At 40.8% G+C, this 23,939-nt stretch carries 17 protein-coding genes; 2 read left to right on the forward strand and 15 right to left on the reverse strand.

Going from position 1 to position 23,939, the window contains the following annotated elements; all coding sequences use genetic code 11:
- From RBR61_RS08240 to mltG, 10 genes are all read right to left on the reverse strand, one after another.
- The coding region (locus tag RBR61_RS08240; protein ID WP_320343492.1) for a 2-oxoacid:acceptor oxidoreductase family protein at positions 1 to 546 on the reverse strand (546 nt) is incomplete at its 3' end.
- 10 nt (positions 547 to 556) lie between these two features.
- On the reverse strand, positions 557 to 1,414 hold the full coding sequence (locus RBR61_RS08245) for a 2-oxoglutarate ferredoxin oxidoreductase subunit beta (protein WP_320343493.1): 858 nt from the start codon (positions 1,412 to 1,414) through the stop codon (positions 557 to 559).
- 1 nt (position 1,415) lies between these two features.
- Entirely contained in the window at positions 1,416 to 2,549 is a 1,134-nt protein-coding gene (locus tag RBR61_RS08250; protein WP_320343494.1) for a 2-oxoglutarate synthase subunit alpha, read from the reverse strand.
- On the reverse strand, positions 2,549 to 2,884 hold the full coding sequence (locus RBR61_RS08255; RefSeq protein WP_320343495.1) for a 4Fe-4S binding protein: 336 nt from the start codon (positions 2,882 to 2,884) through the stop codon (positions 2,549 to 2,551). Before RBR61_RS08255 ends, RBR61_RS08250 begins: the two co-directional genes overlap by 1 nt.
- Positions 2,885 to 3,071: 187 nt before the next feature.
- Entirely contained in the window at positions 3,072 to 3,944 is an 873-nt protein-coding gene (gene sucD / locus RBR61_RS08260) for a succinate--CoA ligase subunit alpha (protein ID WP_320343496.1), read from the reverse strand.
- Between the two features lie 14 nt (positions 3,945 to 3,958).
- Positions 3,959 to 5,134 carry an ADP-forming succinate--CoA ligase subunit beta gene (sucC, locus tag RBR61_RS08265; RefSeq protein ID WP_320343497.1) on the reverse strand — a complete coding sequence of 392 codons (1,176 nt, stop codon included), beginning with the start codon at positions 5,132 to 5,134 and terminating at the stop codon, positions 3,959 to 3,961.
- A gap of 51 nt (positions 5,135 to 5,185) precedes the next feature.
- Positions 5,186 to 6,577 carry a class II fumarate hydratase gene (gene fumC, locus RBR61_RS08270; protein ID WP_320343498.1) on the reverse strand — a complete coding sequence of 464 codons (1,392 nt, stop codon included), beginning with the start codon at positions 6,575 to 6,577 and terminating at the stop codon, positions 5,186 to 5,188.
- A complete protein-coding gene (mdh, locus tag RBR61_RS08275; protein ID WP_320343499.1) occupies positions 6,574 to 7,536 on the reverse strand; it encodes a malate dehydrogenase in 963 nt (320 codons plus the stop codon). Before mdh ends, fumC begins: the two co-directional genes overlap by 4 nt.
- 186 nt (positions 7,537 to 7,722) lie before the next feature.
- Complete coding sequence (locus tag RBR61_RS08280) at positions 7,723 to 9,897, reverse strand: NADP-dependent isocitrate dehydrogenase (protein ID WP_320343500.1); 2,175 nt, start codon at positions 9,895 to 9,897, stop codon at positions 7,723 to 7,725.
- Positions 9,898 to 10,027: 130 nt separating this feature from the next.
- On the reverse strand, positions 10,028 to 10,903 hold the full coding sequence (gene mltG / locus RBR61_RS08285; protein ID WP_320343501.1) for an endolytic transglycosylase MltG: 876 nt from the start codon (positions 10,901 to 10,903) through the stop codon (positions 10,028 to 10,030).
- Here mltG and RBR61_RS08290 point away from each other — a divergent pair.
- Complete coding sequence (locus tag RBR61_RS08290; protein ID WP_320343503.1) at positions 10,902 to 14,072, forward strand: AsmA-like C-terminal domain-containing protein; 3,171 nt, start codon at positions 10,902 to 10,904, stop codon at positions 14,070 to 14,072. The genes mltG and RBR61_RS08290 overlap by 2 nt on opposite strands.
- 3 nt (positions 14,073 to 14,075) lie before the next feature.
- Here the strand turns inward: RBR61_RS08290 and RBR61_RS08295 are convergent, their stop codons facing one another.
- The gene (locus tag RBR61_RS08295; RefSeq protein WP_320343505.1) at positions 14,076 to 15,278 is read right to left on the reverse strand and encodes an ABC transporter permease; all 1,203 of its coding nucleotides are present in this window, start codon (positions 15,276 to 15,278) and stop codon (positions 14,076 to 14,078) included.
- Entirely contained in the window at positions 15,275 to 17,848 is a 2,574-nt protein-coding gene (secA, locus tag RBR61_RS08300) for a preprotein translocase subunit SecA (RefSeq protein WP_320343506.1), read from the reverse strand. Before secA ends, RBR61_RS08295 begins: the two co-directional genes overlap by 4 nt.
- A gap of 188 nt (positions 17,849 to 18,036) precedes the next feature.
- Here secA and lolA point away from each other — a divergent pair, with 188 nt between their 5' ends.
- The gene (gene lolA, locus RBR61_RS08305) at positions 18,037 to 18,558 is read left to right on the forward strand and encodes a LolA-like outer membrane lipoprotein chaperone (RefSeq protein ID WP_320343508.1); all 522 of its coding nucleotides are present in this window, start codon (positions 18,037 to 18,039) and stop codon (positions 18,556 to 18,558) included.
- A gap of 59 nt (positions 18,559 to 18,617) precedes the next feature.
- On the opposite strand, the gene acnB is transcribed toward lolA, so the two are convergent.
- The 3 genes from acnB to RBR61_RS08320 form a co-directional block, all read right to left on the reverse strand.
- A complete protein-coding gene (gene acnB / locus RBR61_RS08310) occupies positions 18,618 to 21,209 on the reverse strand; it encodes a bifunctional aconitate hydratase 2/2-methylisocitrate dehydratase (protein WP_320343510.1) in 2,592 nt (863 codons plus the stop codon).
- A 122-nt stretch (positions 21,210 to 21,331) separates the two neighbouring features.
- Entirely contained in the window at positions 21,332 to 21,727 is a 396-nt protein-coding gene (locus RBR61_RS08315; RefSeq protein WP_320343512.1) for a DUF3820 family protein, read from the reverse strand.
- A complete protein-coding gene (locus RBR61_RS08320; protein ID WP_320343514.1) occupies positions 21,727 to 23,916 on the reverse strand; it encodes a DNA translocase FtsK 4TM domain-containing protein in 2,190 nt (729 codons plus the stop codon). The genes RBR61_RS08315 and RBR61_RS08320 overlap by 1 nt, the downstream gene beginning before the upstream one ends.
- Positions 23,917 to 23,939 lie beyond the last annotated feature (23 nt).

Here is a 23,939-nt window from a genome sequence, read left to right on the forward strand (position 1 = left end):
TGCCTCTAGAGCATACTTTTCTCCAAGCTCATAAGCTTTTAAGTTAGCAGCATGAACTTTTGCAGGTACTTTTGAGAGCATTGTGTCTATAAGAACTTGCTTGTCAATAGCCTTCTGCATTGTATTTGCGATTGCAAGAGCAACAACAGATTGAGTAATAACATTACCAACCTCTTCTTTTGCGATCGTAATAATTGGAATCTCATATATCTTCCATGTATTTTTATCTTCTTCAGTAGGCTTGATCAAGTTTGGATCTATAACGATAGTTCCGCCCTTTTGAACACCTTTTTTAAACTGATCGTAGCTAACCTGTGCAACAGAGAGCATAAAGTTGATCTCTCCGTCGTTTGCATACGGATAATATATTTCATCATCGTCAAGTGTAATGTCAACAACAGTCGGACCACCACGAACCTGTGAAGTATATGTAGCTGTTTTTAATCCATGCCCGCCGGTTGTGATCTTTGCCGCAGCAAAGATCTCACCCGCAAGAAGAACGCCCTGCCCGCCGACACCGGTAAATCTCATTAATGTTCTAGCCATTGCGTTCTCCTTATATCTTTTTCTCAAAGTCATCTTGAGTAAGTGTTTTTCTCTTACCTTGATGAACTTTTTGTATCTCTGCGTACATATCACAGTACTCTTTCGCCTCAGTGTCCTCTTTAAGGATGCCTGTAGGTAGAAGATTTTTTCTCTCTTCTTCGCTCATAGTGTCATATTTTTTCTTAGATACTGTAATGTTATCTATCCAAGTCAAGTTCTCCATCGCTGAAGCCATCTTGTTTTTTCTTCCAAGGTTGATATGGCAGTTTGATAGTACATCCAAGAATGCAAAACCTCTGTGCTCTAGAGCCTTAACAAAAATCTTCTCAAGTTTTTTAGGATCGATCATGCTCTCTCTAGCAACAAAAGATGCTCCAGCAGCAATTGCCAAGTCTGTAGCATTAAAAGTAGGATCGATATTACCCGCTTTTTGAGATACTGTCCACATACCCTGAGGAGTTGTCGGACTTGTCTGAGAGTTTGTAAGACCGTAAATGAAGTTATTGATAACTATCATTGTTATATCTATATTTCTTCTGCATCCGTGAATAGTGTGGTTACCACCGATCGCAAGTGCATCACCGTCTCCTGCAACACAGATAACGTGTTTATCAGGATTCATCAGTTTGATACCTGTAGCAAAAGCAACAGTTCTACCGTGAGTAGTATGAACAGTATTGAAATCGACATACGATGAGAATCTTCCTGAACATCCGATACCGGATACTACACAAACGTCATCTTTGCTTATTCCAAGTTTATCAACAGCTCTAATAAAAGCTTTTAAAATAACTCCGTCACCACAACCCCAACACCAAAGAGTCGGTACTTTCTCTAATCTTAAATAATTCTCATAATTAAATGCCATCTTAGAGCTCCTTTACTTTATTTACTATTTCATAAGGAGAGATCGGTCTTCCGTTAACTTTAAATAGACCATCTATGTCAAGTCTACCAGTAGCACGTTGAACTTCGTCTCTGTATTGCCCTATGTTTAACTCAACGCATAGAACTTTCGGGATTCTAGCTGCAAGTTCTCTCATCTTCTCTGCCGGACTTGGCCAAAGAGTAATAGGTCTGAATAGACCAGCTTTAATGCCCTCTTCTCTTAAGTGTCTGATCGCCTCTTTTGCTGCAAGTGAAACAGAACCGTAAGCAACTATCAATATCTCTGCATCATCAGTATGGAACTCTTCGTATAGTTCAATCTCATCTTTATGAAGTTCAACTTTATCTTCAAGTCTCTGAATAAGCTTTCTACAAGTCTCAATCTCCTCAGTAGGGAAACCCTTCTTATCGTGGTGAAGACCTGTAAAGTGATAGCGGTATCCTTTAAACATCGGGTTTAGAACTGCCGGCTGATCATGCTCGCACTCATACGGGAAGTACTGATCTGCAGGACCGTCAAAAGTTTTTCTAGGAACGATCCCTGCTTTAACTTCCTCTTCAGTAGGAAGAACAGCTTTACCGTGCATGTGTCCAAGTGTCTCATCTAGTAGAACAAATACAGGCTGCATAAATCTATCAGCCAAGTTAAATGCTCTTACTGTCTCAGTATAACACTCTGCAAGTGATCCTGCACAAAGAGTGATAGACTTATAGTCACCGTGAGAAGGGTTTTTTGCCTGAGCAACGTCACCTTGTGAAACACGAGTAGGAAGACCTGTTGATGGTCCACCGCGCATAACGTTTACAACAACCAAAGGAACTTCTGCCATTTGAGCAAGTCCAAGATTCTCAGCTTTTAGCGATATACCAGGACCTGATGTTGCGGTCATAGTTCTAACACCGGCCATACCAGCACCGATTGCAGCTGCTACACCTGCTATCTCATCTTCCATTTGAATACAGACACCGCCGACTTCCGGCATTAAGTCTGACATCTCATGCATTACTTCGCTTGACGGAGTAATCGGATAACCCCCAAAAAATCTACATCCAGCATCTTTTGCAGCTAATGCAGATAGTTCATTTCCGCTTGAAATAACTTCTCTTTTTGCCATTACTTAACTCCTTTTTGATCTAGCGACATATAATTGTTTGCAACAATAGCTACTTGACGCTCTTTTGCCTCATCAGTTAGTTTTGCAAATTTATACTCTTTTTTCTCAGCTACATATATAGCAAAGTCAGGACAAGTCAATTCGCACTCCATACATCCTATACAAGACTCTGGATGCTGGATAGATATCATAGCACCAAGAGTAGATGTAGGCTCATACACCATTCCAAGAACGCCCGCAGGGCATACAGAAACACAAATGTCGCAAGCTTTGCAGTTGTTTGTGTTTACCCAAACAGGCTGATTGCCAGGGTTTTCAGTTCTAAAAGTTCCCATTTATTCTCCTCTTTTGTTTTGAAGCGCAGTGCAATATGTGAAGTATCTCTACGCCACACTTTTGAACTGTTACTTATTTTTACAGATTAGGTTAACCTACTTTAATTAATATAGCTCTAAAATTGTGCTAATAGCGCTTCTTTGTAACCGAAATGTTACTGAATGAAGCTCGCACTAAGAGACAATATTATTTAGAAAGCACCTCTGCAACCGCTTTTCCGATATCAGCCGGAGAAACAACAACCTTAACACCTGCCGCCTCTAGTGCAGCCATTTTTTCAGCCGCAGTACCTGCTCCGCCTGAAACTATCGCACCTGCATGCCCCATTCTTTTGCCTTTTGGCGCAGTCTGCCCAGCGATAAACGCTACAACAGGTTTTTTGATATTCTCTTTAATAAATGCAGCTGCTTGTATTTCAAGGTCTCCCCCGATCTCACCGATCATAACGATCGCATGTGTTTCAGGGTCTGCCTCAAACATAGGAAGAAGCTGCTTATATGAAAGACCGATGATAGGATCTCCACCGATACCTACCGCAGTAGATATCCCGAAGCCCTCTTTTACAACTTGGTTTGCACCTTCATAAGTAAGCGTTCCAGACTTTGATATAAGACCGATGTTGCCTTTTTTAAATATCATACCAGGCATAATACCTATCTTGCACTCTTCTGCAGTGATAATACCAGGGCAGTTTGGCCCGATAGTTTTCATGCCGTGTTTTGTAGCGTATGCTTTAGCTGCTTGCATATCACGAACAGGAGCACCCTCTGTAATTACAACAGCAAGCTCTATCCCAGCATCTGCAGCTTCCATAACAGCGTCCGCAACAAAAGCAGGCGGAACAAAAATCATAGAAACGGTTGCGCCAGTTGTCTCAACAGCCTCTTTAACTGTATTGAAAACAGGTTTTCCTAAATGCTCTTGCCCACCCTTGTTCGGAGTAACGCCTCCTACGATCTTTGTACCGTATGCCAAACACTGCTCAGCATGAAAAGATCCCTCTTTTCCTGTGAAACCTTGAACGATTACTTTTGTCTCTTTATTTACTAATATACTCATATAGATACCCCTTCTTACTTAGCTTGTTTTGCAGCTGCTACTGCTTTTGCGGCACCGTCTGCTAAATCCGTTGCAGCTATTACATTAGAAATATTTGCATTTTTAAGAATCTCTGCAGCCTCAAGTGCATTTGTACCGTCAAGTCTAACAATAACAGGAACATGAACATCTGTAAGTTTTGTAGCTTCCAAAATACCGTTTGCGATACGGTCGCATCTAACGATCCCGCCGAAGATGTTAACAAATATAGCTTTTACATTTGGGTTTTTAAGAATGATCTCAAAACCTTTTGCAACGGTCTCCGCATTTGCAGAACCGCCGACATCAAGGAAGTTTGCAGGAGTTCCGCCCATATAGTTGATAGTATCCATAGTACCCATTGCAAGCCCTGCTCCGTTTACCATACAACCGATCTCACCGTCAAGAGATACATAGCTCAGTCCATACTTCCCTGCTTCACGCTCATCAGGATCCTCTTCGCTGATATCTCTCATAGCTTCGATATCAGGGTGGCGTCCAAGTGCAGAGTCATCAAATCCCATCTTTCCGTCAAGTGCTAAGAAGTCTCCGCTTCCTGTCTTTACAAGTGGATTGATCTCAATCATCTCTGCATCATTTTCCATATAGAGTTTGTATAGTTTTGAAGCAAAGCTTATAAACTTCTTCTGTTCTGTAGGATCAGTAATACCAAGACCAAATACCAGCTCACGGCCGTGAAAACCTTGAAAACCTATAGCAGGGTCTACCGCCACTTTGATAATCTTCTCAGGAGTATCATGTGCAACATCTTCAATTGCCATACCGCCCTCTGTCGAAGCCATTATTACAGGCATCTCTTTTGCGCGGTCAAGAACAACGCCAAGATATAGCTCATCTTTAATATCCGCACCGTCTTCTATGTATAGCTTTTGAACCAACTTTCCTTCAGGTCCCGTTTGATGAGTGACAAGAGTCATTCCAAGGATCTCCTCAGAGAGGGTTCTTACTTCATCAATACTTTTAGCAAGCTTTACTCCCCCGCCTAGTCCGCGTCCGCCTGCGTGTATCTGAGCTTTTACAACCCAGATAGGTCCGCCCAGCTCTTCTGCATTAATAACTGCCTGCTTTACGCTCTCCGCCATTAAACCCTTTGGTGTAGGAACACCATATTTAGCAAAAATCTGTTTTGCCTGATACTCATGTATATTCATCTAATCTCCTTCTTTAAATTAATTTTTCTAAGCTTTTCTAAAGAAAGCCTTTTAGGCTTTTGGCGCTATCATATCTTGAGGTACGACATATTTGTCAAACTCTTCGGCACTAAGTAGACCAAGCTCTATAGCAGTCTCTTTTAGTGTTGAATTGTTTTTATGTGCGGTCTTAGCTATTTTTGCAGCATTTTCATAACCGATGTAAGGGTTAAGAGCTGTTACAAGCATAAGCGAATTGTTAAGATAGAAATCTATCTTATCTTCAACAGGCTCAATACCCACTGCACAGTTGTCGTTAAACGATATGATAGAGTCTGCCAACAGACGGCATGACTGCAAAAAGTTATAAGCTATTACAGGCTTAAAAACGTTAAGCTGGAAATTTCCCTGACTTGCCGCAAAACCGATAGCCGCATCATTTCCCATTACCTGACATGCAACCATGGTTACCGCTTCGCTCTGCGTAGGGTTTACCTTTCCTGGCATAATTGAAGAACCTGGTTCATTTTCAGGTATAGTGATCTCCCCTATTCCACATCTTGGGCCAGAAGCCAACCATCTTACATCGTTTGCTATTTTCATCATATCAGCTGCAAGAGCTTTAAGCGCACCGTGAGAGTAAACAAGTGCATCGTGAGAAGTTAACGCGTGAAACTTGTTTGGAGCAGTTACAAAACTGTGTCCTGTAAGTTCGCTCACCTTTTTTGCGACTCTCTCTCCAAGCTCAGGATGAGCATTAAGCCCTGTTCCAACAGCCGTTCCGCCAAGTGCCAGTTCACGAACTGCCTCAAGCGAGTCTTTTGCCATCTTTTCACACTTATTGAGCATCTCAACCCAACCGCTGATCTCCTGTCCAAGAGTTAAAGGCGTTGCATCTTGAAGGTGAGTACGACCTATTTTTACAATCGAGTCAAACTTTGCAGACTTCTGCTCAAGCGTAGCTTTAAGTTTTGCAATTGCAGGAAGAACGCGAGTCTCTACCGCAATAACAGCTGCTATATGAAGCGCTGTAGGATAAGTGTCGTTTGAGCTTTGAGACTTGTTTACATCATCGTTTGGATGAACAAGCTTCTCTACTCTAAAATCACCCCCAAGTATCTCTGTAGCACGCGAAGCAAGAACCTCATTGTTGTTCATGTTTGACTGCGTACCAGAACCGGTCTGCCAAACTACAAGCGGATAGTTTCCGTCAAGTTTGCCAGAGAGCATATCATCTGCAGCCTGTGCTATCGCATCCGCTTTTTTAGCATCCAGTTTTCCCAGATCCTTGTTTACAAGTGCTACAGCCTTTTTTAAATATGAAAATGCTCTTGTTATCTCATAAGGCATTGTCTCTTCACCGATAGCGAAGTTCTCTATCGATCTTTGAGTCTGTGCAGCCCAATAAGCATCTTTTGGAACATTTATCTCTCCCATTGTGTCTTTTTCAATACGAGTGCTCAAATTTGTTCTCCTTCAAAAAATTTATTTCTATTGAGTGTATCGATCAGAGATTTAACAGAGTTGCATGAGTTTTTAAACATCTCCTTCTCTGCATCGTCAAGCGTGATCTCTATGATCTTCTCTGCTCCGTTTGCTCCAAGCATTACCGGAACGCCTGAGACCACGTCTGAATATCCATACTCACCTTCTAAATAGACCGCGCACGGATGAATCTGCTTTGTATCTTTAAGTATCGCCTCAACCATGATAGTCGTAGATTTTGCAGGTGCGTAGTATGCAGAGCCTGTTTTTAGGTGGCTTACTATCTCCGCGCCGCCGTTGCGTGTGCGAGTTACTATCTCATCGATCTCAGCAGATGTCAAAAGATCTGCAAGAGGAACACCCGCTACCGTAGAGTATCTAGGAAGAGGAACCATATCATCACCGTGACCGCCCATAACTGAGGCACGGATCTGCCCTCCTCCGTATCCAAGCTTCTCCTGAATAAAGCTTGCCATTCTTGAGCTGTCTAATATTCCAGCCATACCTATGACACGGCTTCTCTCAAAACCGCTCTCTCTAAGTGCAACATAAGTCATAGCATCAAGAGGATTTGATACCATTATAACTATCGCATCCGGAGAGTATTTAGCTATACCCTGAATGACCTCTTTTGTAATATTTGCGTTTATCATAAGCAGGTCGTCACGGCTCATACCAGGAAGTCTAGGGCTTCCTGCAGTTACAACGACAACATCACAGTTCGTCAAATCCGACATATCCTCAGCCACGGTCACTATCGTGTGACTTCTAACGGCTGCAGCAGCTTGACTCATATCAAGCGCCTTTCCTTTAGCAACATCAATCTTGTTGTCACGAAGAATTATTTCATGACAAGAACCAAGCATTGCTAAAGAGTAAGCTACTGTTGCGCCGACATTTCCAGCGCCTACTATCCCTACTCTTTTTCCTTGATTCATACACACTCCTTGAGTAAATTATTACGATATTTTAGTCAAATACTTTTTATGTATCTTTAAACTATCATATAAAGACTTTTTGCCTTTTGAATAAAACCAAAAAAAGTTTCACTAAAAAAGAAAAATATAAAAGGTAGAAGCCTCCGCATATAACTATGCGGTAGGACTTCTTTGTTAGTAGATAATTTAGATACTGTCTATAATAGCGTTTAGTGTCGCAGAAGGACGCATAGCTTTTTCAGCCAACTCATCATTCGGATGGAAGTAACCACCGATATTTTGAGGCTTGCCTTCAACAGCTAAAAGCTCAGACATGATCTGCTCCTCTTTTTCGTTAAGAGCTTTAGCAACAGGAGCAAACTTAGCAGCAAGCTCAGCGTTGTCACCCTCAGCCAATGCTTTTGCCCAGTATTGAGCCAAATAGAAGTGAGAAGCTTTATTGTCAGGCTCTCCTGCTTTTCTTGAAGGCTCTTTTGAGTTGTCAAGGTAACCTTCATTTGCTTTATCCAAAGCTGCTGTTAAAGCTGAAAGTTTAGCATCAGAGTGTTTGTGACCTAGGAATCTTAGAGACTCTGCAAGTGCCAAGAACTCACCAAGAGAATCCCATCTTAAGTGACCCTCTTTTAAGAATTGCTCAACGTGCTTAGGAGCAGATCCGCCTGCACCAGTCTCATACAATCCGCCACCAGCCAATAATGGAACGATTGAAAGCATCTTTGCAGATGTTCCAAGCTCCAAGATAGGGTACATATCTGTTAAGTGGTCACGTAAAACGTTACCTGTTACAGCGATAGTATTTAATCCCTGTCTGATTCTAGTGTTTGTAAATCTAGTAGCATCAGTTACGTTCATAAATTGAATATCCAAGCCGTTTGTATCAAAATCAGCTAAATATTTTTTAACTTTTTTCAAAACTTCAGCATCGTGAGCTCTCTTCTCATCTAACCAGAATACTGCAGGAATACCTTCGATTCTTGTTCTCTCAACTGTTAGGCGAACCCAGTCTTTAACTGGAATATCTTTTGTTCTAGACATTCTCCAGATATCACCAGCCTCACACTCGAAACTCATCAATACTTTTCCGTCTTCAGTAGTAACTGTTACAGTTCCTGCTTCTGCAAGCTCGAACGTAGTCGGGTGAGAACCGTACTCTTCTGCTTTTTGAGCCATAAGACCGATATTTTGCATAGTACCCATAGTAGTTACATCATACTGACCGTTTTTAACACAGTCAGCTACCATTTCAGCGTGGAACATACCGTAAGTAGAATCAGGAATAACAGCAACACACTCTACAGCTGCACCAGTTCTATCCCACTGCTTACCGCCTTCACGAACAACTACCGGCATAGAAGCATCGATAATTACATCGTTAGATGCATTGAAGTTTGTTGTTCCTTTATCTGAATCAACCATAGCCAGTTTTGGAGAATCTGACTCAAGTGCTGCTAAAAAATCTGCTTTGATCTCAGCTTCTTTAGCGTGACCTTTGATCTTTTTCTCTAAGTCAGACATACCTTGATTTGGATTAACGCCTAACTCTTTGAACGTGTCCGCATGTTTAGCAAATACATCTTCAAAAAATGCCACGAATCCGTAACCAAACATAATCGGGTCAGAGATCTTCATCATAGTCGCTTTTAAGTGAAGTGACCATAATACACCGTTTGCTTTTGCATCTTCAATTGTTTTTTTATAAAAAGCTTTAAGTGCAGAAACTGACATAAATGTACCGTCAAGAATTTCACCGGCAAGCGCATTAATAGTTTTAAGCTCTTTGCCGTTTAGTGCGATCGTTACTTTCTGGTCTTTATCTGAAGTTACAGATTTCTCATTTCCAAAAAAGTCACCTTTTCCTTCCATGTGAGCAACATAAGCTTTTGAGTTTTCCGAGAAAGCTCTCAGTTTATGAGGGTTCTTTTGAGCAAATTTCTTAACTGCCACTGCAGCACGTCTGTCAGAGTTACCTTCACGAAGAACAGGGTTAACAGCCGAACCCAAACATGTGCTGTATTTAGCCTGAATAGCTTTTTCAGCATCATTTGCAGGATTTTCAGGATAGTTAGGAATATCGTAACCCTGAGCTTGAAGTTCAGCAATACAATCCTTAAGCTGACCGACAGAAGCTGAAATATTTGGAAGCTTGATAATATTTGCATCTTCTTGTAAAACAACTTCACCAAGTTTTGAAAGCTCATCTTCTGCAAGACCCATCGCAGCTAAAACTCTACCTGCCAGTGAAATATCACTTAAAACCACTTCGACACCCGCTGCTTTAGTGAAAGCATTTACGATCGGCAATAACGAATAAGTTGCTAAAGCCGGTGCTTCATCAATCTTTGACCAAATAATTTTTGACATTGTGTTTCCTCAAGTTTATATTTTTATTTTCATAAACAGTGCATGAAAATTTACAAGTTCAATGATATCACTAAGATGTAATAATGTGTGGGATGATGAACCAAAGATTGAGTTATTTACTCGAAGTGTTTCATTTAGTAGCACGCTTTATATTGGTCAAATGTGTAGAATAGTTACGCGAGAAAGTGTGCTCTCCGCTTTTTGTTTTCACGAAATAGAGAAAATCACTCTGCGCCGGAAAGATGGCGGCCTTAATTGCATCAAAACTCACATTACAGACAGGAGCTGCCGGAATGCCGCTGTGCAGGTAGGTATTGTACATTGAGCGATCCTCTTTTATCATCTTTGAAGTGACTCTTACATGTGAATATTGTCCATAATTTAGCGTACCGTCCATCTGCAGCTTCATGCCTTTTTTGAGTCTGTTGTATATAACGGAACTTACCAGTGGCATCTCCTCTATATTTGCAGATTCCTTCTGGATGACAGAGGCAATTGTTACAAAATGAAACCATTTCTTCTCATTATATGTTCCAAATATCTTCATTGACAAACTTTTCATCTGTGAAAGCGACTCGTTCAAGAGTATCTTTATTGCCATCTTCTCAGTTATGCCCATCGGCAAACTATATGTATTAGGGACAAAAACACCCTCTATGTGCTTAGTCTGAAGCTCATACTCTTTTTGCAGGATATCTCTTTGAAGATTCAGCTCTTCTGATAACTGGTCTAGAAAAATATATGTTGTCTCACCAGGTATTAAAGTTACATTTTGAAGCGCAGCCTTTGCCGTTGTGAGCTTATATAAAAAATCGCCTCTGCTACTTAGCGTTGTTCCTATGTTTATCCAGCCGCTCTGGGGAGAACCTATCACTCTTAAGATCAGTGAATCCAGTTTGCCTACGTTGAAATTTTTCTCATTCAAATGTGTTATAATCTTGTTAATAGAACCTGTGGGGATGTATATTACCTGAGGGGATGTAATAGGCTTATTTAGGTAATACATGAACGACAGCATAATAATCAACACTATCTCAAAAATCCATTTTATACTAATAAGCATCTTATCGTTCATATTTATACTGCTCTTTGCCACATTTATTCTTCTGCAAAATGGACTCTATATAGATGATATATCATTCCAAAATATTAAAGTTAAGAAATTATACATTAAATGGGACGAAAAAATAACCCTTAGCGCAAATGAGATCGCCATCTTAGGAGATAAAAACAGTAGCGGCTCAGGGTTTCAATACAAAGAAGCAGTTCAAACCATAAAAACAATATTCCCTTTTACAAACTGGATAAAAGAGCTTCAACTTGAAAGGGTAAAAATAAACGGTATTGAAGGAGAGGTAAAATATATAGACGATCAGAAAGGTTATCTGAATCTCAGATCTGACACATTTACTCTAAAGAGCTCTCTTCTGCCAAACAGCACTCTGTTATATATTGAGATCGAGGAGCTGAAAGCTTTTGAAAATGCCATGAACATTAGCGGCACACTGCTGCTTGAAGCTAAAAAAGAGCCTGATTTTACCGCGCTCTTGGATATAGGGCTAAATGATGAGACAAACCTTGAGCTGCATCTTCGCGGCGATACTCAAAAACTGCTCTATGAACTTGTATCCAAAGAGGATATAAAGAACACAAGAAAGATAGTGGACCTTTTTGAGCTGGGTCCAAAGATCAAATACTGGGTATATGACGCTATAGAGATGTCAAGTTTGTCCATTGAGAGCTTTAAAGGATGGCTTGAGTATAAAGATATAGATAAGGCGCATCTCAACCTTCACGCAAAAGCTACCGCAAATGATCTGAAATATACTTACGATCAAAAGCTTGCTCCTGTCAGTTCCGCTCAAACAGAGCTAGAGTTTAAAGACGGAGTTCTTTATATTAGACCAAAAGAGGCCTACTCTTATGGTTTTTACTTAGATAGAAGCTGGCTAAAGATCGATTTTGCAAAGGATGAAGAGACTTTAACGCTGCATCTTCTCTTTAACGCTCAAGCAAACAGAGATATAGTCTCTCTGCTTGAGAGATATAATATAAAACTCCCTATTCTCCAGAAAACGGGTGAGGTCGAGACCGATTTGACGCTGGGTATAAAACTAAGGACACTTAATGTTGAAGCCAAGGGAAGCTTTCATGCAAAAGAGTCTCAGATAAACTATCTTGGACTCGATATTGATGTTCCCCGTGCAGATGTATATCTAAAAAACAGCTATGTAACGATTGAAAACATGTATGCAAAATACAAAGATATAGCCGCTGCGGATGTATGCATGGAGCTCGATGCAAAGAAGTCAGAGGGCAAGCTCACACTAAAGTTTGACAAAATAGCGCATAAAGAGAGCTCTCTGTCGCTTCTTAACAAAAAAGAGCTAATCGCCGTATACAACATATCTCCTAAAGAGGACTACATCTCGATTGATAAATCAACATGGAGATATAAAGGCAAGATGGTAAATATAAGCGCCGTGAAAGTACCTTTTAAGATGAAGGAACTAAAAGCCCATCTGCCGGTCACCTCTATCTTGGCACCTGAACTTGGTTCGGCTCTGTTATCTGGGGATATATCTTTTAAATCAGGCAAAGCCGATCTGGATGTAGATATTCTCAAGATAAATAAAAAAGGTATTGCATTAAGCAGACCTGCACCGGCTTTTAAGCTTCTTTACGAGAACGGCACTATAAATATCTCATCAAAAAAAGATATATCTATGAAGATAGATAAAAAGCCGGCAACACTTAAAAATGTAGCATTTAGCATCACAAAAGAGTCGATAAAAGCAGATAATATAGTATTAAACTATAACGACACTGTTAAGTCAAAAATAGACCTTGATTATGATCTTTTAAACTCCAAAGGGGTGCTAAGTTTAAAAGATAATGCGATTTACGACAATGATTTTAACGAGATGTTTAAAACAGAGAAAAATATAGAGCTCTATTTGGAAAATAGAGACAATAGCACCGCCATAGGCTCAAAAAAGTATGATTTTGAGTATATTAGCTATAAAGACAGATGGGTACTGGATGCAAGATCGCTTGAAAAAATCTCACAATACTCCAAACTCTTAAAAAAGTATGATCTGACAAACGGAAGCCTTAAAATAGAGAAAAAAAAGGATCAAAGAGACTTAGAGTTTTTGCTTCAAAGTGATTATGAGTATAAATTTTTAACGACCCTTGAGAAGCCTATTGAGAGCTACACTGCAGAGGGCAGATACAATTTAGATACAAAAAAGATAGACCTTACTATCAACGACAGTGTAAATGTCGAGATCGCTGATAATATTAAAATAGATGCCAAAGACACAGGCATAAATATCAAAGAGATCATCAACTACTTTACTCAAAGAGAGACAACAGAAGGGCTTGATGATAAAACAGAGCTCCATATAGAAACACACAACTCTTTTTTGTATCTTGCACAAAACAGACATATAATCTCGGATAGAATCTATCTGGCATACATAGACAAAGCCATATCAGCCGAACTTCTACACAACAGAGGGCGCGCCGTCTTTACGCTTGCCAACGACAAGATCTATCTCTACGGAGATGAGTTCGGCGATGAGTTTATGGACAAGCTCTTCGCTCTCTCCAAGTTTAAGGGAGGCTCTTTTGAGTTTTTTATAAACGGCACTTTAAAAGAGTTTGACGGGATGATCAACATAGAAGATACGACGATACTTGACTATAAGATATTAAACAACATTCTTGCCTTTGTAAATACAGTTCCATCGCTCGTGACCTTCTCTCTTCCGGGGTACAACAAGAGCGGTATAGCCGCCGAGAGAACCTACATAAACTTTAAATTCAAAGATGACGTATATAAGATGAGCGATATATACCTTAAATCAAAAGAGATCGAGATAGCGGGAGTAGGAGAAGCGAGCATAGAGAAAAACAGCATCGATCTTGATCTAAATCTAAAAACGGACCTTGGCAGTTCGGTATCTCAAATACCGCTTGTAGGCTACATTCTTCTTGGCAAAGAGAGCATCTCTACAACACTTAAAGTTACGGGAAAGCTCGACGATCCGGATGTTAAGACCCAGATAGCAAAAGATATAGCAGTAGCCCCTTTTAACATAATAAAAAGGACATTTATGTTTCCATTTGAGCTCTTCAAGGGCGAAGAGAAAAAAGATGAGCAGAGATAGTCTCTACTCGTTTCTAAGAACGGTCAAGATATCCACTTCGCTCGCTTTTTTTGCAGGGTAAAAAGAGGACAACACCACAATAACAAATGCCCCGATGACTATAGAGAAAAAATCTTTAAGACTAAGATCAAGCGGCAAAGTGGATGTAGGGTAGACATCTTTTGGCAAATTTACGATGTCAAATGTACTAAGCACCCATAACCCGCTCATACCTAGAACAATACCCGCCATAATACCGCTCACTCCTATAACTATTCCCAGGTACAAAAATACCTTTTTAACCTCGGCAGATGTAGCACCCAGTGAGAGAAGCAGTGCTATCTCGCTTCTTCTGTTCATAACCGTCATCAAAAGCGAAGAGATGATGTTTATCGCGGCAATCAGTATTATAAGCATCAAAACTATAAATAGCGATACCTTCTCAAGTTCAAGTGCGGCAAAAAAGTTCACATTCTCTTCCCACCACCCTTTTATGGATACGCTTCTTGGAAGATGCTCTTTTATTCTTAGTATATCTTCGTGCGGGTTGGCTGAGAAGATATGGATTCCGCTGTATTGATTGTTTGGCAGATTCATGATAGCCTGAAGTGAAGCAAGCGTAGTATAGCTGTACGCCTTGTCATAAGCGGATAGTCCTGAATCAAATACGGCGCTGACGTTAAATCTTTTTATTTTAGGAGTAACGGACATTCCGCCTGGCTCAACATGCGTGAATATATACATAAGCTTTTCATCAATCTCAAGAGAGAGCTCCTCTTTAAGTGACTTGCCTATCAATATATCAAATTTATCAAAGCTGTTCTCTTTTATCGCCTCTTTTAGTACGCTGTTGACATTTGCTTCGCTCTTAAAATCAACTCCGAATATATAGCCGCCTTCGAGTTTTGAACCGCTTCTTGCCATAACAGATGATTGAACGTAAGGACTGAATTTAAGATCAGGAAACTTCGACTCCAGCTCCAAGAGCAGATTCTCATTCACAGAGCCGTAAAACTTAGGGATGACTGTCAGCGGATAGTTCATAATGGTTAGTTTTTTTCTAAACTCATTATCAAAACCGTTCATAAGCGCCATTGCGATTATTAGAACCATGACACCCAGAGTAATGCCTAAAAATGCCAATAGAGCAGACAAAAAGATAAACGGCTGCTCGCTGTCAAAGCGCAAAAAGCGCTTTACAAGATATGGAACTATTGATGTTTTCAAGAGGCGAACAGACCTTTTTTAGGGCCGCTCTTACCGCAGCACTGCTTATATTTCTTGCCGCTTCCGCATGGACAAGGATCGTTTCTGGATATCTTCTTCTCACTGCCCTGCTCCTCTTCGTTGTAGAGATTAAACTGTCTTGCAGCCTCAGCTATTTTTCTCTCCATATCCATCTTCTGGGCAACTCTTTTTGCCTCTTCTTCGGGGTCTTCGACTCTGAAGCGAATAACGTGAAGCGTCTTGATAGTGTTAAATTTAATATCCGATATAAGCTCAGTAAAGAGGTTAAAACTCTCTTTTTTATACTCGACAAGCGGGTCTTTCTGGTTGTACGCTCTTAGTCTGATACCTGTCTTCATATTGTCCATTGCATAAAGATGCTCTCTCCAAGCGCTGTCAAGCTCTTTTAGATAAAGCTCCCTCTCGATCTCGCTGCGTACACCTACATCAAGCACACCCATCTTATCATCATATACTTTTTTAACGCTCTCTATGATCTTGGCTAAAAGCTCTTCATAATCCAAAGAAGCAAACTCTTTTGCATCAAGCTCAATATTTAACTCTTCGTGGATAAGCTTAAAGAGTTTATCCAGGTTGAAATCTTCCTTGTCCCCTCCGTCAAATATATCACAGCTGTTTAGTATATGCTCTGCATACTCGGCTCTGAGCTCATTTATCTTTGTATTGATGTCAAACTCTGGGTCAAGAAGCTGATTTCTAAATCTGTATACGATCTTTCTCTGCTCATTTGCGACATCATCATACTCTACAACGTGCTTTCTGCCCTCATAGTGCATATTTTCAACTTTTTTCTGCGCTTTCTCAACCGCTCGCGTGACCATTTTGGACTCTATATACTCACCATCTTCAACACCGAGTCTCTCCATAATGCTCTTTATCTTGTCACTTCCGAAAATTCTAAGAAGGTTGTCTTCAAGAGAGAGATAGAACTGCGTAGTTCCCGGATCACCCTGACGTCCGCTTCTTCCTCTAAGCTGATTGTCAATACGGCGGTTCTCGTGTCTCTCTGTTCCTATGATGTATAAACCGCCTAGGTCTCTTACTTCATCATTTACTTTGATATCGACACCGCGCCCCGCCATATTCGTAGCGATAGTGACCGCACCCTTTGCACCCGCATTTTTAATGATCTCGCCCTCTTGCGCGTGATTTTTTGCATTAAGTACAGTATGGGCTATCTTCTCTTTTTTTAGCATCTCATGCAGAACTTCCGATTTGTCGATGGAAGCGGTACCGATAAGAACCGGCTGACCGCTTTTTGAGAGCTCTTTTATCATGTTAATAACTGCTTCAAACTTCTCTTTTTCGGTTTTATAGATAAGGTCGTTGAGATCTTTTCTTGCAACCGGGATATTTGTAGGTATGGAGATAACGTCAAGAGAGTATATCTGAGAAAACTCCGATGCCTCAGTCTGTGCAGTTCCGGTCATACCCGCCAGCTTATCATACATTCTAAAGTAGTTTTGAAACGTGATGTCGGCTAATGTCTGCGTCTCCTCTTTTATCTCGACGCCCTCTTTCGCTTCAAGTGCCTGATGCAGACCCTCGGAGTAGCGGCGTCCTTCGCTAAGACGGCCCGTAAACTCATCGACTATCACTACTTCACCGTTGTTTACGACATAGTCAACATCTCTTTCAAAGAGGTAGTTTGCTTTTAGTGCCTGATCAAGAATATGCGAAAGCGAAGCATTTTCAGGACTGTAAAGATTCTCGACTTTAAAGAGCTCTTCCGCTCTTGTTATGCCCTCTTCCGTAAGAAGAACAACTTTGTCTTTTTCATCAACGCTAAAGTGCTCATCTTTTACAAGCCCCATAGCAATTTTGTTTGCATCTGCAAAATCTTGAAGCGTTCTGTTTGTAGGGCCTGAGATAATCAGCGGAGTTCTGGCCTCATCTATCAAGATACTGTCAACTTCATCCACGATAACGAAATTGTGGCCTCTTTGAACCATATGCTCTTTAGAGTAGCTCATATTGTCTCTTAGGTAATCAAACCCGAACTCGTTGTTTGTTCCGTATGTTATATCTGCATTGTAAACTTCACGCTTAATGGCCGGATCATGCATATTCTCCTCTATTACGCCTACGCTAAAGCCCAGAAACTCATAAAGAGGACGCATCTCATTACCGTCTCTTGAAGCAAGATAGTCATTTACAGTTACCAGATGTACACCCTTGCCGGTAATAGCGTTTAAAACGATAGGAAGAGTTGCAACAAGCGTCTTTCCTTCACCCGTCTTCATCTCTGCGATCCTGCCCTCATGAAGAACGACCCCACCGATAAGCTGGACATCAAAGTGTCTCATCTTCAGCGTTCTTACACTAGCCTCTCTTGTAATAGCAAAAGAGTCGACCAAAACGTCATCCAAGCTTCTGCTTCCATTTAAAACACTCTCTTTAAGCTCTAAAAAAGCGCTCTTTAACTCATCATCACCAAGAGCTTGATATTTGCTCTCCAAACCGTTTATCTTATTTACAATCTTCGCATATTTTTTTAATTCACGATCATTTGTCGTACCAAAAATCTTACCTAATAATGCCTGTAGCATCCGCAACCTTATTATGGACAAGCGCCCTTTTCTAGGCACGCGTCACTGAAATTCTTTTTATTCTATCATACTTATAATTACATTTTGCATAAATGAGAAAATGATTTTTTCAAAAGAGCAGACTCATTTAATATTAATCAATATGTAAACAGTCCCTTAGATATAATTTTTCAAAAACAAGGGTCAAAATGAGAAAACTTCTTCTTACATCTTTAATAACTATGCAGCTTTTTGCATCAACTGCACTTGAAGAGGTTACTTCATTTGAAGCTGATTTTTCACAGAGCATTACCGACGAAAAAGAGAAAGTACTTATATATAATGGCCACATAGTTGCTTTAAAACCTCAAAATGCAAGATGGAGCTACATAAAACCGATAAAAAAAGATGTCTTTATAAATGACTTTGAGGTGACGATCATCGAGCCTGAGATCGAGCAGGTGATTATTAAAAGACTAGAATCAAACTTTGACTTCTTTAAAATAATCTCGAATGCAAAAAAAATAGACCAAAACACCTACGTCGCTTACTACAGAGACACAAAGTTCACAATAGTTAAAAAAAATGCACTGATCGAGTCTATATCGTATCTAGATGAGTTTGAAAACAGAGTAAAGATCACATTTGAGAACCAGAAACAGAACCACGAGATTGAGAAATCTGTTTTTATTCCAAAGTACTCTATGGAATTTGATATTATAAAAGATTGATTGATTGAATGAAGTTTGACAGAAAAGGTCTGTTGACCTTCTCTGCGCTATTTTGGAGATTATACAGCTTTGATCGTAACGCCGTATTTATCTTCAGCTACGCTGCGATCCTCAAGATGATAATCTTTTATCTCGTTGAAGTTCAGGTATCTGTAAACATTCCCCTCTTTTCCTGAAAGCTTTTGAGGAACTATGCTCATGTACTCCTCTACCGTAGGAATTCTACCTAGTTTTGCACATACTGCCGCAAGTTCAGCAGAACCAAGGTAAACCTGAGTTCCTTTACCTAAACGGTTGTCGAAGTTACGAGTCGATGTAGAGAAAACTGTCGAGTTTGGACGAGCACTTGCCTGATTACCCATACATAGTGAACAGCCAGGTACCTCAGTTTGTGCATGTATAGATCCAAAAACATCGTAGTAACCCTCGTTGATAAGCTGCTGCTCATCCATACGTGTAGGCGGAACTATCCAGAACTTCTCAACTGCGACTTTGCCTTCACCGCGCATAACTTCACCAGCAGCACGATAGTGACCTATGTTAGTCATACAAGAACCTAAGAATACTTCATCTATCTTATCGCCTGCAACTTCGCTTAATAGCTTAACATTGTCAGGGTCGTTCGGACAAGCAACTATCGGCTCTTTTACTTCATTAAGGTCGATCTCTATAACTGCCGCGTACTCTGCATCAGCATCAGGCTGCATTAATGACGGGTTTTTCAACCATTCGTTCATTTTATCTGCACGGCGCTGCAAAGTACGAGCATCTTGGTAGCCGTCTTTTATCATAGCTTCTATAAGCGTTACATTTGACTTTAAGTACTCAACAACCGGAGCCTCATTTAAAAGTACCGTACAAGCAGCGGCACTTCTCTCAGCAGATGCGTCTGAAAGCTCGAACGCCTGCTCTGCTTTAAGATCAGGAAGACCCTCTATCTCTAAAATACGTCCGTTGAAAATGTTCTTCTTACCTTTTTTCTCAACAGTTAAAAGCCCCTGCTGAATAGCATAGTAAGGAATAGCGTTTACAAGGTCACGAAGTGTGATACCAGGCTGTAATTCGCCTTTAAAGCGAACAAGTACAGACTCAGGCATAGTAAGAGGCATAGAACCTGTTACCGCTGCGAAGGCAACAATACCTGATCCGCCAGGAAAAGAGATACCGATCGGGAAACGCGTATGGCTATCTGCACCTGTCCCAACAGTATCCGGAAGAGTCAAACGGTTTAACCATGAGTGGATAACTCCGTCCCCCGGACGAAGTGCAACACCTGAACGGTTCGAGATGAAATCAGGAAGCGTATGGTGCATAACAACATCTGAAGGCTTTGGATAAGCCGCAGTGTGACAGAAAGACTGCATAACAAGATCAGCGCTAAAGCCGAGTGCAGCAAGTTCTTTGATCTCATCTCTTGTCATCGGTCCTGTTGTATCTTGGCTACCGACTGTTGAAGTTACAGGCTCAACGTACATACCAGGACGCACACCCTCCATACCGCAAGCCTTACCTACCATTTTTTGAGCAAGAGTGTAGCCTTTGCCGGTATCTGCAGGCTGTTCAGGAGTCAAGAAGATATCAGTAGCGCCCATTCCTAATACAGAACGAGCCTTAGTAGTCAGACCACGCCCGATGATAAGCGGAATACGGCCGCCTGCACGTACTTCATCAGTAATAGTGTTTGGGTTTAGTTTAAATGTAGCGATGCATTTACCGTCTTTATGTGCTTCGCCTTTGTATGGATAGATAGTAACAACATCGCCGCTCTCCATAGAAGTAACATCCATCTCTAACGGCAGAGCACCTGAGTCTTCACAAGTAGCAAAGAAGATAGGAGCAATAATACCGCCGATAACCACGCCGCCTGTACGCTTGTTTGGAACACCAGGAATATCTTCACCCATGTGCCACTGAACAGAGTTAACACCTGACTTGCGGCTAGAACCTGTTCCTACAACGTCGCCGACATAAGCTACCGGATGACCTTTTTTCTTAAGCTCTTTGATAGTCTCAAGCGGATTCTGCATTTTTGCAGCAAGCATAGAGTTTGCATGAAGAGGAATATCAGAACGTGTAAACGCCTCAGAAGCAGGTGAAAGATCGTCCGTATTTGTCTCACCCGGTACTTTAAATACGCTCACGGTAATCTCTTGAGGGAGGTCTGCTTTTGAAGTAAACCACTCTGCATTCGCCCATGAAGTCATTACTTCCGTAGCGTGCGCATTTCCTGCTTTGTGCATCTCTTCAACATCATTGAATGCATCATACACAAGAAGAGTATGCTTTAGAGCCTCTTTTGCTGCTTCAACTACTTCAGAGTTTTTTGAAGTAAGCGCATCAACCAAAGGCTTTACGTTATACCCGCCTAGCATCATACCCATTATTTTTACGGCATGAGCAGGAGATATAGCATCTACACTGATCTTTTCAGAAGCAACATCATTTAAAAATGCAGCTTTTACGTATGCAGCATCATCAACACCCGGTGAAACACGGTTCGTGATTAAGTCTACATTTTGTTCCATATCGCCTTGTCCGGCTTTGATCATCTCAATTAATGCAGCAGTTTGTTCAGCAGATAGCGGAAGCGGTGGAACACCTAGTGCCTCTCTCTCTGCTATATGCGCTTTATACTCTTCTATAAATGCCATTGTCATTCCTGTTTATAAATTTATGAGTGATTATAACTAAATATGTAAACAGTAAAACACTAGTGTTACTAAAGTAAACAAAAGCTAGAAATATTCTTTAAAATATGTTTATTTTAGTAACACTATAAATTTCTAAATTTCAACTCTGCATCTATGATCTCTCTGTTTTTACCACTATAGTTACTTTTTAACCATAAAAGGTATGAATCAGGCAGATCACTATATGCCAATCCTTTATATTTTCCAAACTCCACTCTTTGTGTCTGCTGGGTTTTTACAAAGGTCTCTTCGCACAGAGCGTCAAGGTCGCTTTTTTGCAAAAGAAGAATAAACTCTTCAAACTCTAATCTTTTTTGGATGACAAAGGTGTAGGTGTTAAAATCAAAAATGCCCTTTCTTTGGAGGGCGAAAGCTTCAATGCGGCGTATCTGCTCAACACTGAGCTGCTCTAAATTTTTTACATAGACACTAAAAGAGTTGTGAAGTTTTGTAAAGATAAAGTGCGGCTTAGTGCTCATTAGAGGATCTCACGGATCCCTTTAGAGTTTGGAGCAGATAGTACGCCCTCGCCTTCAAGCTGCTCTATAAGCCTTGCAGATTTATTGTAGCCTATTTGAAGTTTTCTCTGAAGATACGATATGGAGGTTTTTCTATCTGATAAAATAACGTTTTTAGCCTCGTCAAATAGAGGGTCAAGCTCTTCGTACGTCTCACCGGAAGAAGAAGCGCTCTCTTCGCTCTCCTCTACCAAAAAGCTCTTATCGTAGTTAGGCGCTCTTTGAGATTTTATAAAATCAACGATTCTCTCAATCTCCTCCTCCGTGCTCCAAGGTGCGTGCAGACGCACCAGACCCGTTGAACCCGGAGGAGTAAAGAGCATATCCCCTTTTCCAAGAAGTGATTCTGCGCCCTGCTGGTCCAAGATGATCTTGGAGTCTACTTTCTGCCCTACCCTGTATGAGATGCGTGAAGGGAGGTTTGCTTTTATAAGACCTGTTACAACGTCAACCGATGGTCTCTGCGTTGCCACTACAAGATGTATTCCCGAAGCTCTTGCCATCTGTGCAAGCCTTGCGATTGAGTGTTCTACGTCTTTGCCGCTTGTCATCATCAAATCGGCGAGTTCATCTATTATGACAACTATATACGGCAGATGCTCTCCACCCTCTTTAGTGACCTTTTCATTATAGCTCTCAATATTTTTTGTCCTGTTGTCACTCATAAGAGCGTAACGTCTCTCCATCTCATAGACCATATTGTTGAGTGCTACGATAGCCTGCTTTGCTTTTGTAATGACAGGAGTAAGCAGATGAGGGATATCGTTGTATATTGAGAACTCAAGCATCTTCGGATCGATCATAAGCAGTCTAAGCTTATCTGGAGAGTTTTTATATAAAAGCGAAAGTATCATAGCGTTTATGCCGACACTCTTTCCGCTTCCCGTAGTTCCGGCAATAAGAAGGTGTGGAAGTTTTTTAAGGTCAGTAATAAAGGGCTTACCGACAATATCTTTACCAAGAACAATGGTAAGCGGCGAAGAGGACTCTTTAAAAAGCTTGCTGTCAAGAAGCTCTCTGAGATAGATGGTATCTATCTTCTCATTTGGTATCTCTATACCGACCACATCCTTACCCGGAATTGGCGCTTGAATACGTATGGTCTCGGCACTAAGAGCCATTGCAAGGTCATCTTGAAGATTTAGGATTCTAGATACCTTTACGTTTGCCGCAGGCTTGAACTCAAATGTTGAGACAACCGGACCTGCGTACGTTCTGACAACATCACCTTCTATCTTAAAATGCGCAAGTTTCTCTATGAGAAATTTTATCTTACCGTCAAGTTCGCTCTCATCTACACTGTGAGCCTTGTTATTCGGTTTTTGCAAAAAATCCACAGAGGGGAGTTTAAAGTTTTTAGGTTTCTCAACCTCTCCCTTTTCAATAGACTCCAGAAGTTTTGCATTCTCCTCAAGCTCATCGACAATGATCGCGTTTTTCTGCTCTTTTATCTCATTTACAAGCTCTACGATGTTTTGAACCTTCTCACTGTTTGGCTCTTTTGCTTCCTGCGGCTTCTCTTGAGCTTGAGAGCTTTGAACTTTTGGAGTACTCTCTTTTCTCAGATATGCGGGCTTGTCTATCTCCTCTTCGAAACTATCTTCTATGATCTCTTTGGCAACATGCTCTTTTTTTAAAGTTTTTTGCTCGATTTTTTTTACCTCTTTTGGGCTGTTCTCTCTGGCTGCAGACAATCTGTCTTTTGTTTTGTTTAAAAAGATGTCCACCATCTCATGAGCGCTCCTGTCAAAAACAATTACCACTGAGAGCAGAGTTATGATAAACCAGAACGTCCATAGTCCAAAAGAGCCTATATATGGGGATAAAAAGTCGGCAAAGCCCGCACCTACAGCCCCGCGCAGGCTGTCATTCACAAGCATTGCCTGCGCTAAAAGTGAAGAGAAAAGAAGCAGAAATGATGCGATCGCCAACTCAAATTTTCTCATATTTATATTGCTGTTTTTATAAAAAAAGTACAGAGGGATCATAAAAAGAAATATATAGGCGTAAGAGATGTAACCGAAGTATTTATGGTTGTATGATGCAAACGTAGCGCCGTATCTGCCCATCAGAGCAGTATCACCCAAAACGGTAGAGAATCCAAGATAGATTAACAGACCAAAACTTATAATGAATATAGTATCTTTCAAACTATAGCTTCCTTTTTGCTTTA

This window comes from Sulfurimonas sp. (assembly GCF_034005705.1).
Taxonomy (GTDB): domain Bacteria; phylum Campylobacterota; class Campylobacteria; order Campylobacterales; family Sulfurimonadaceae; genus Sulfurimonas.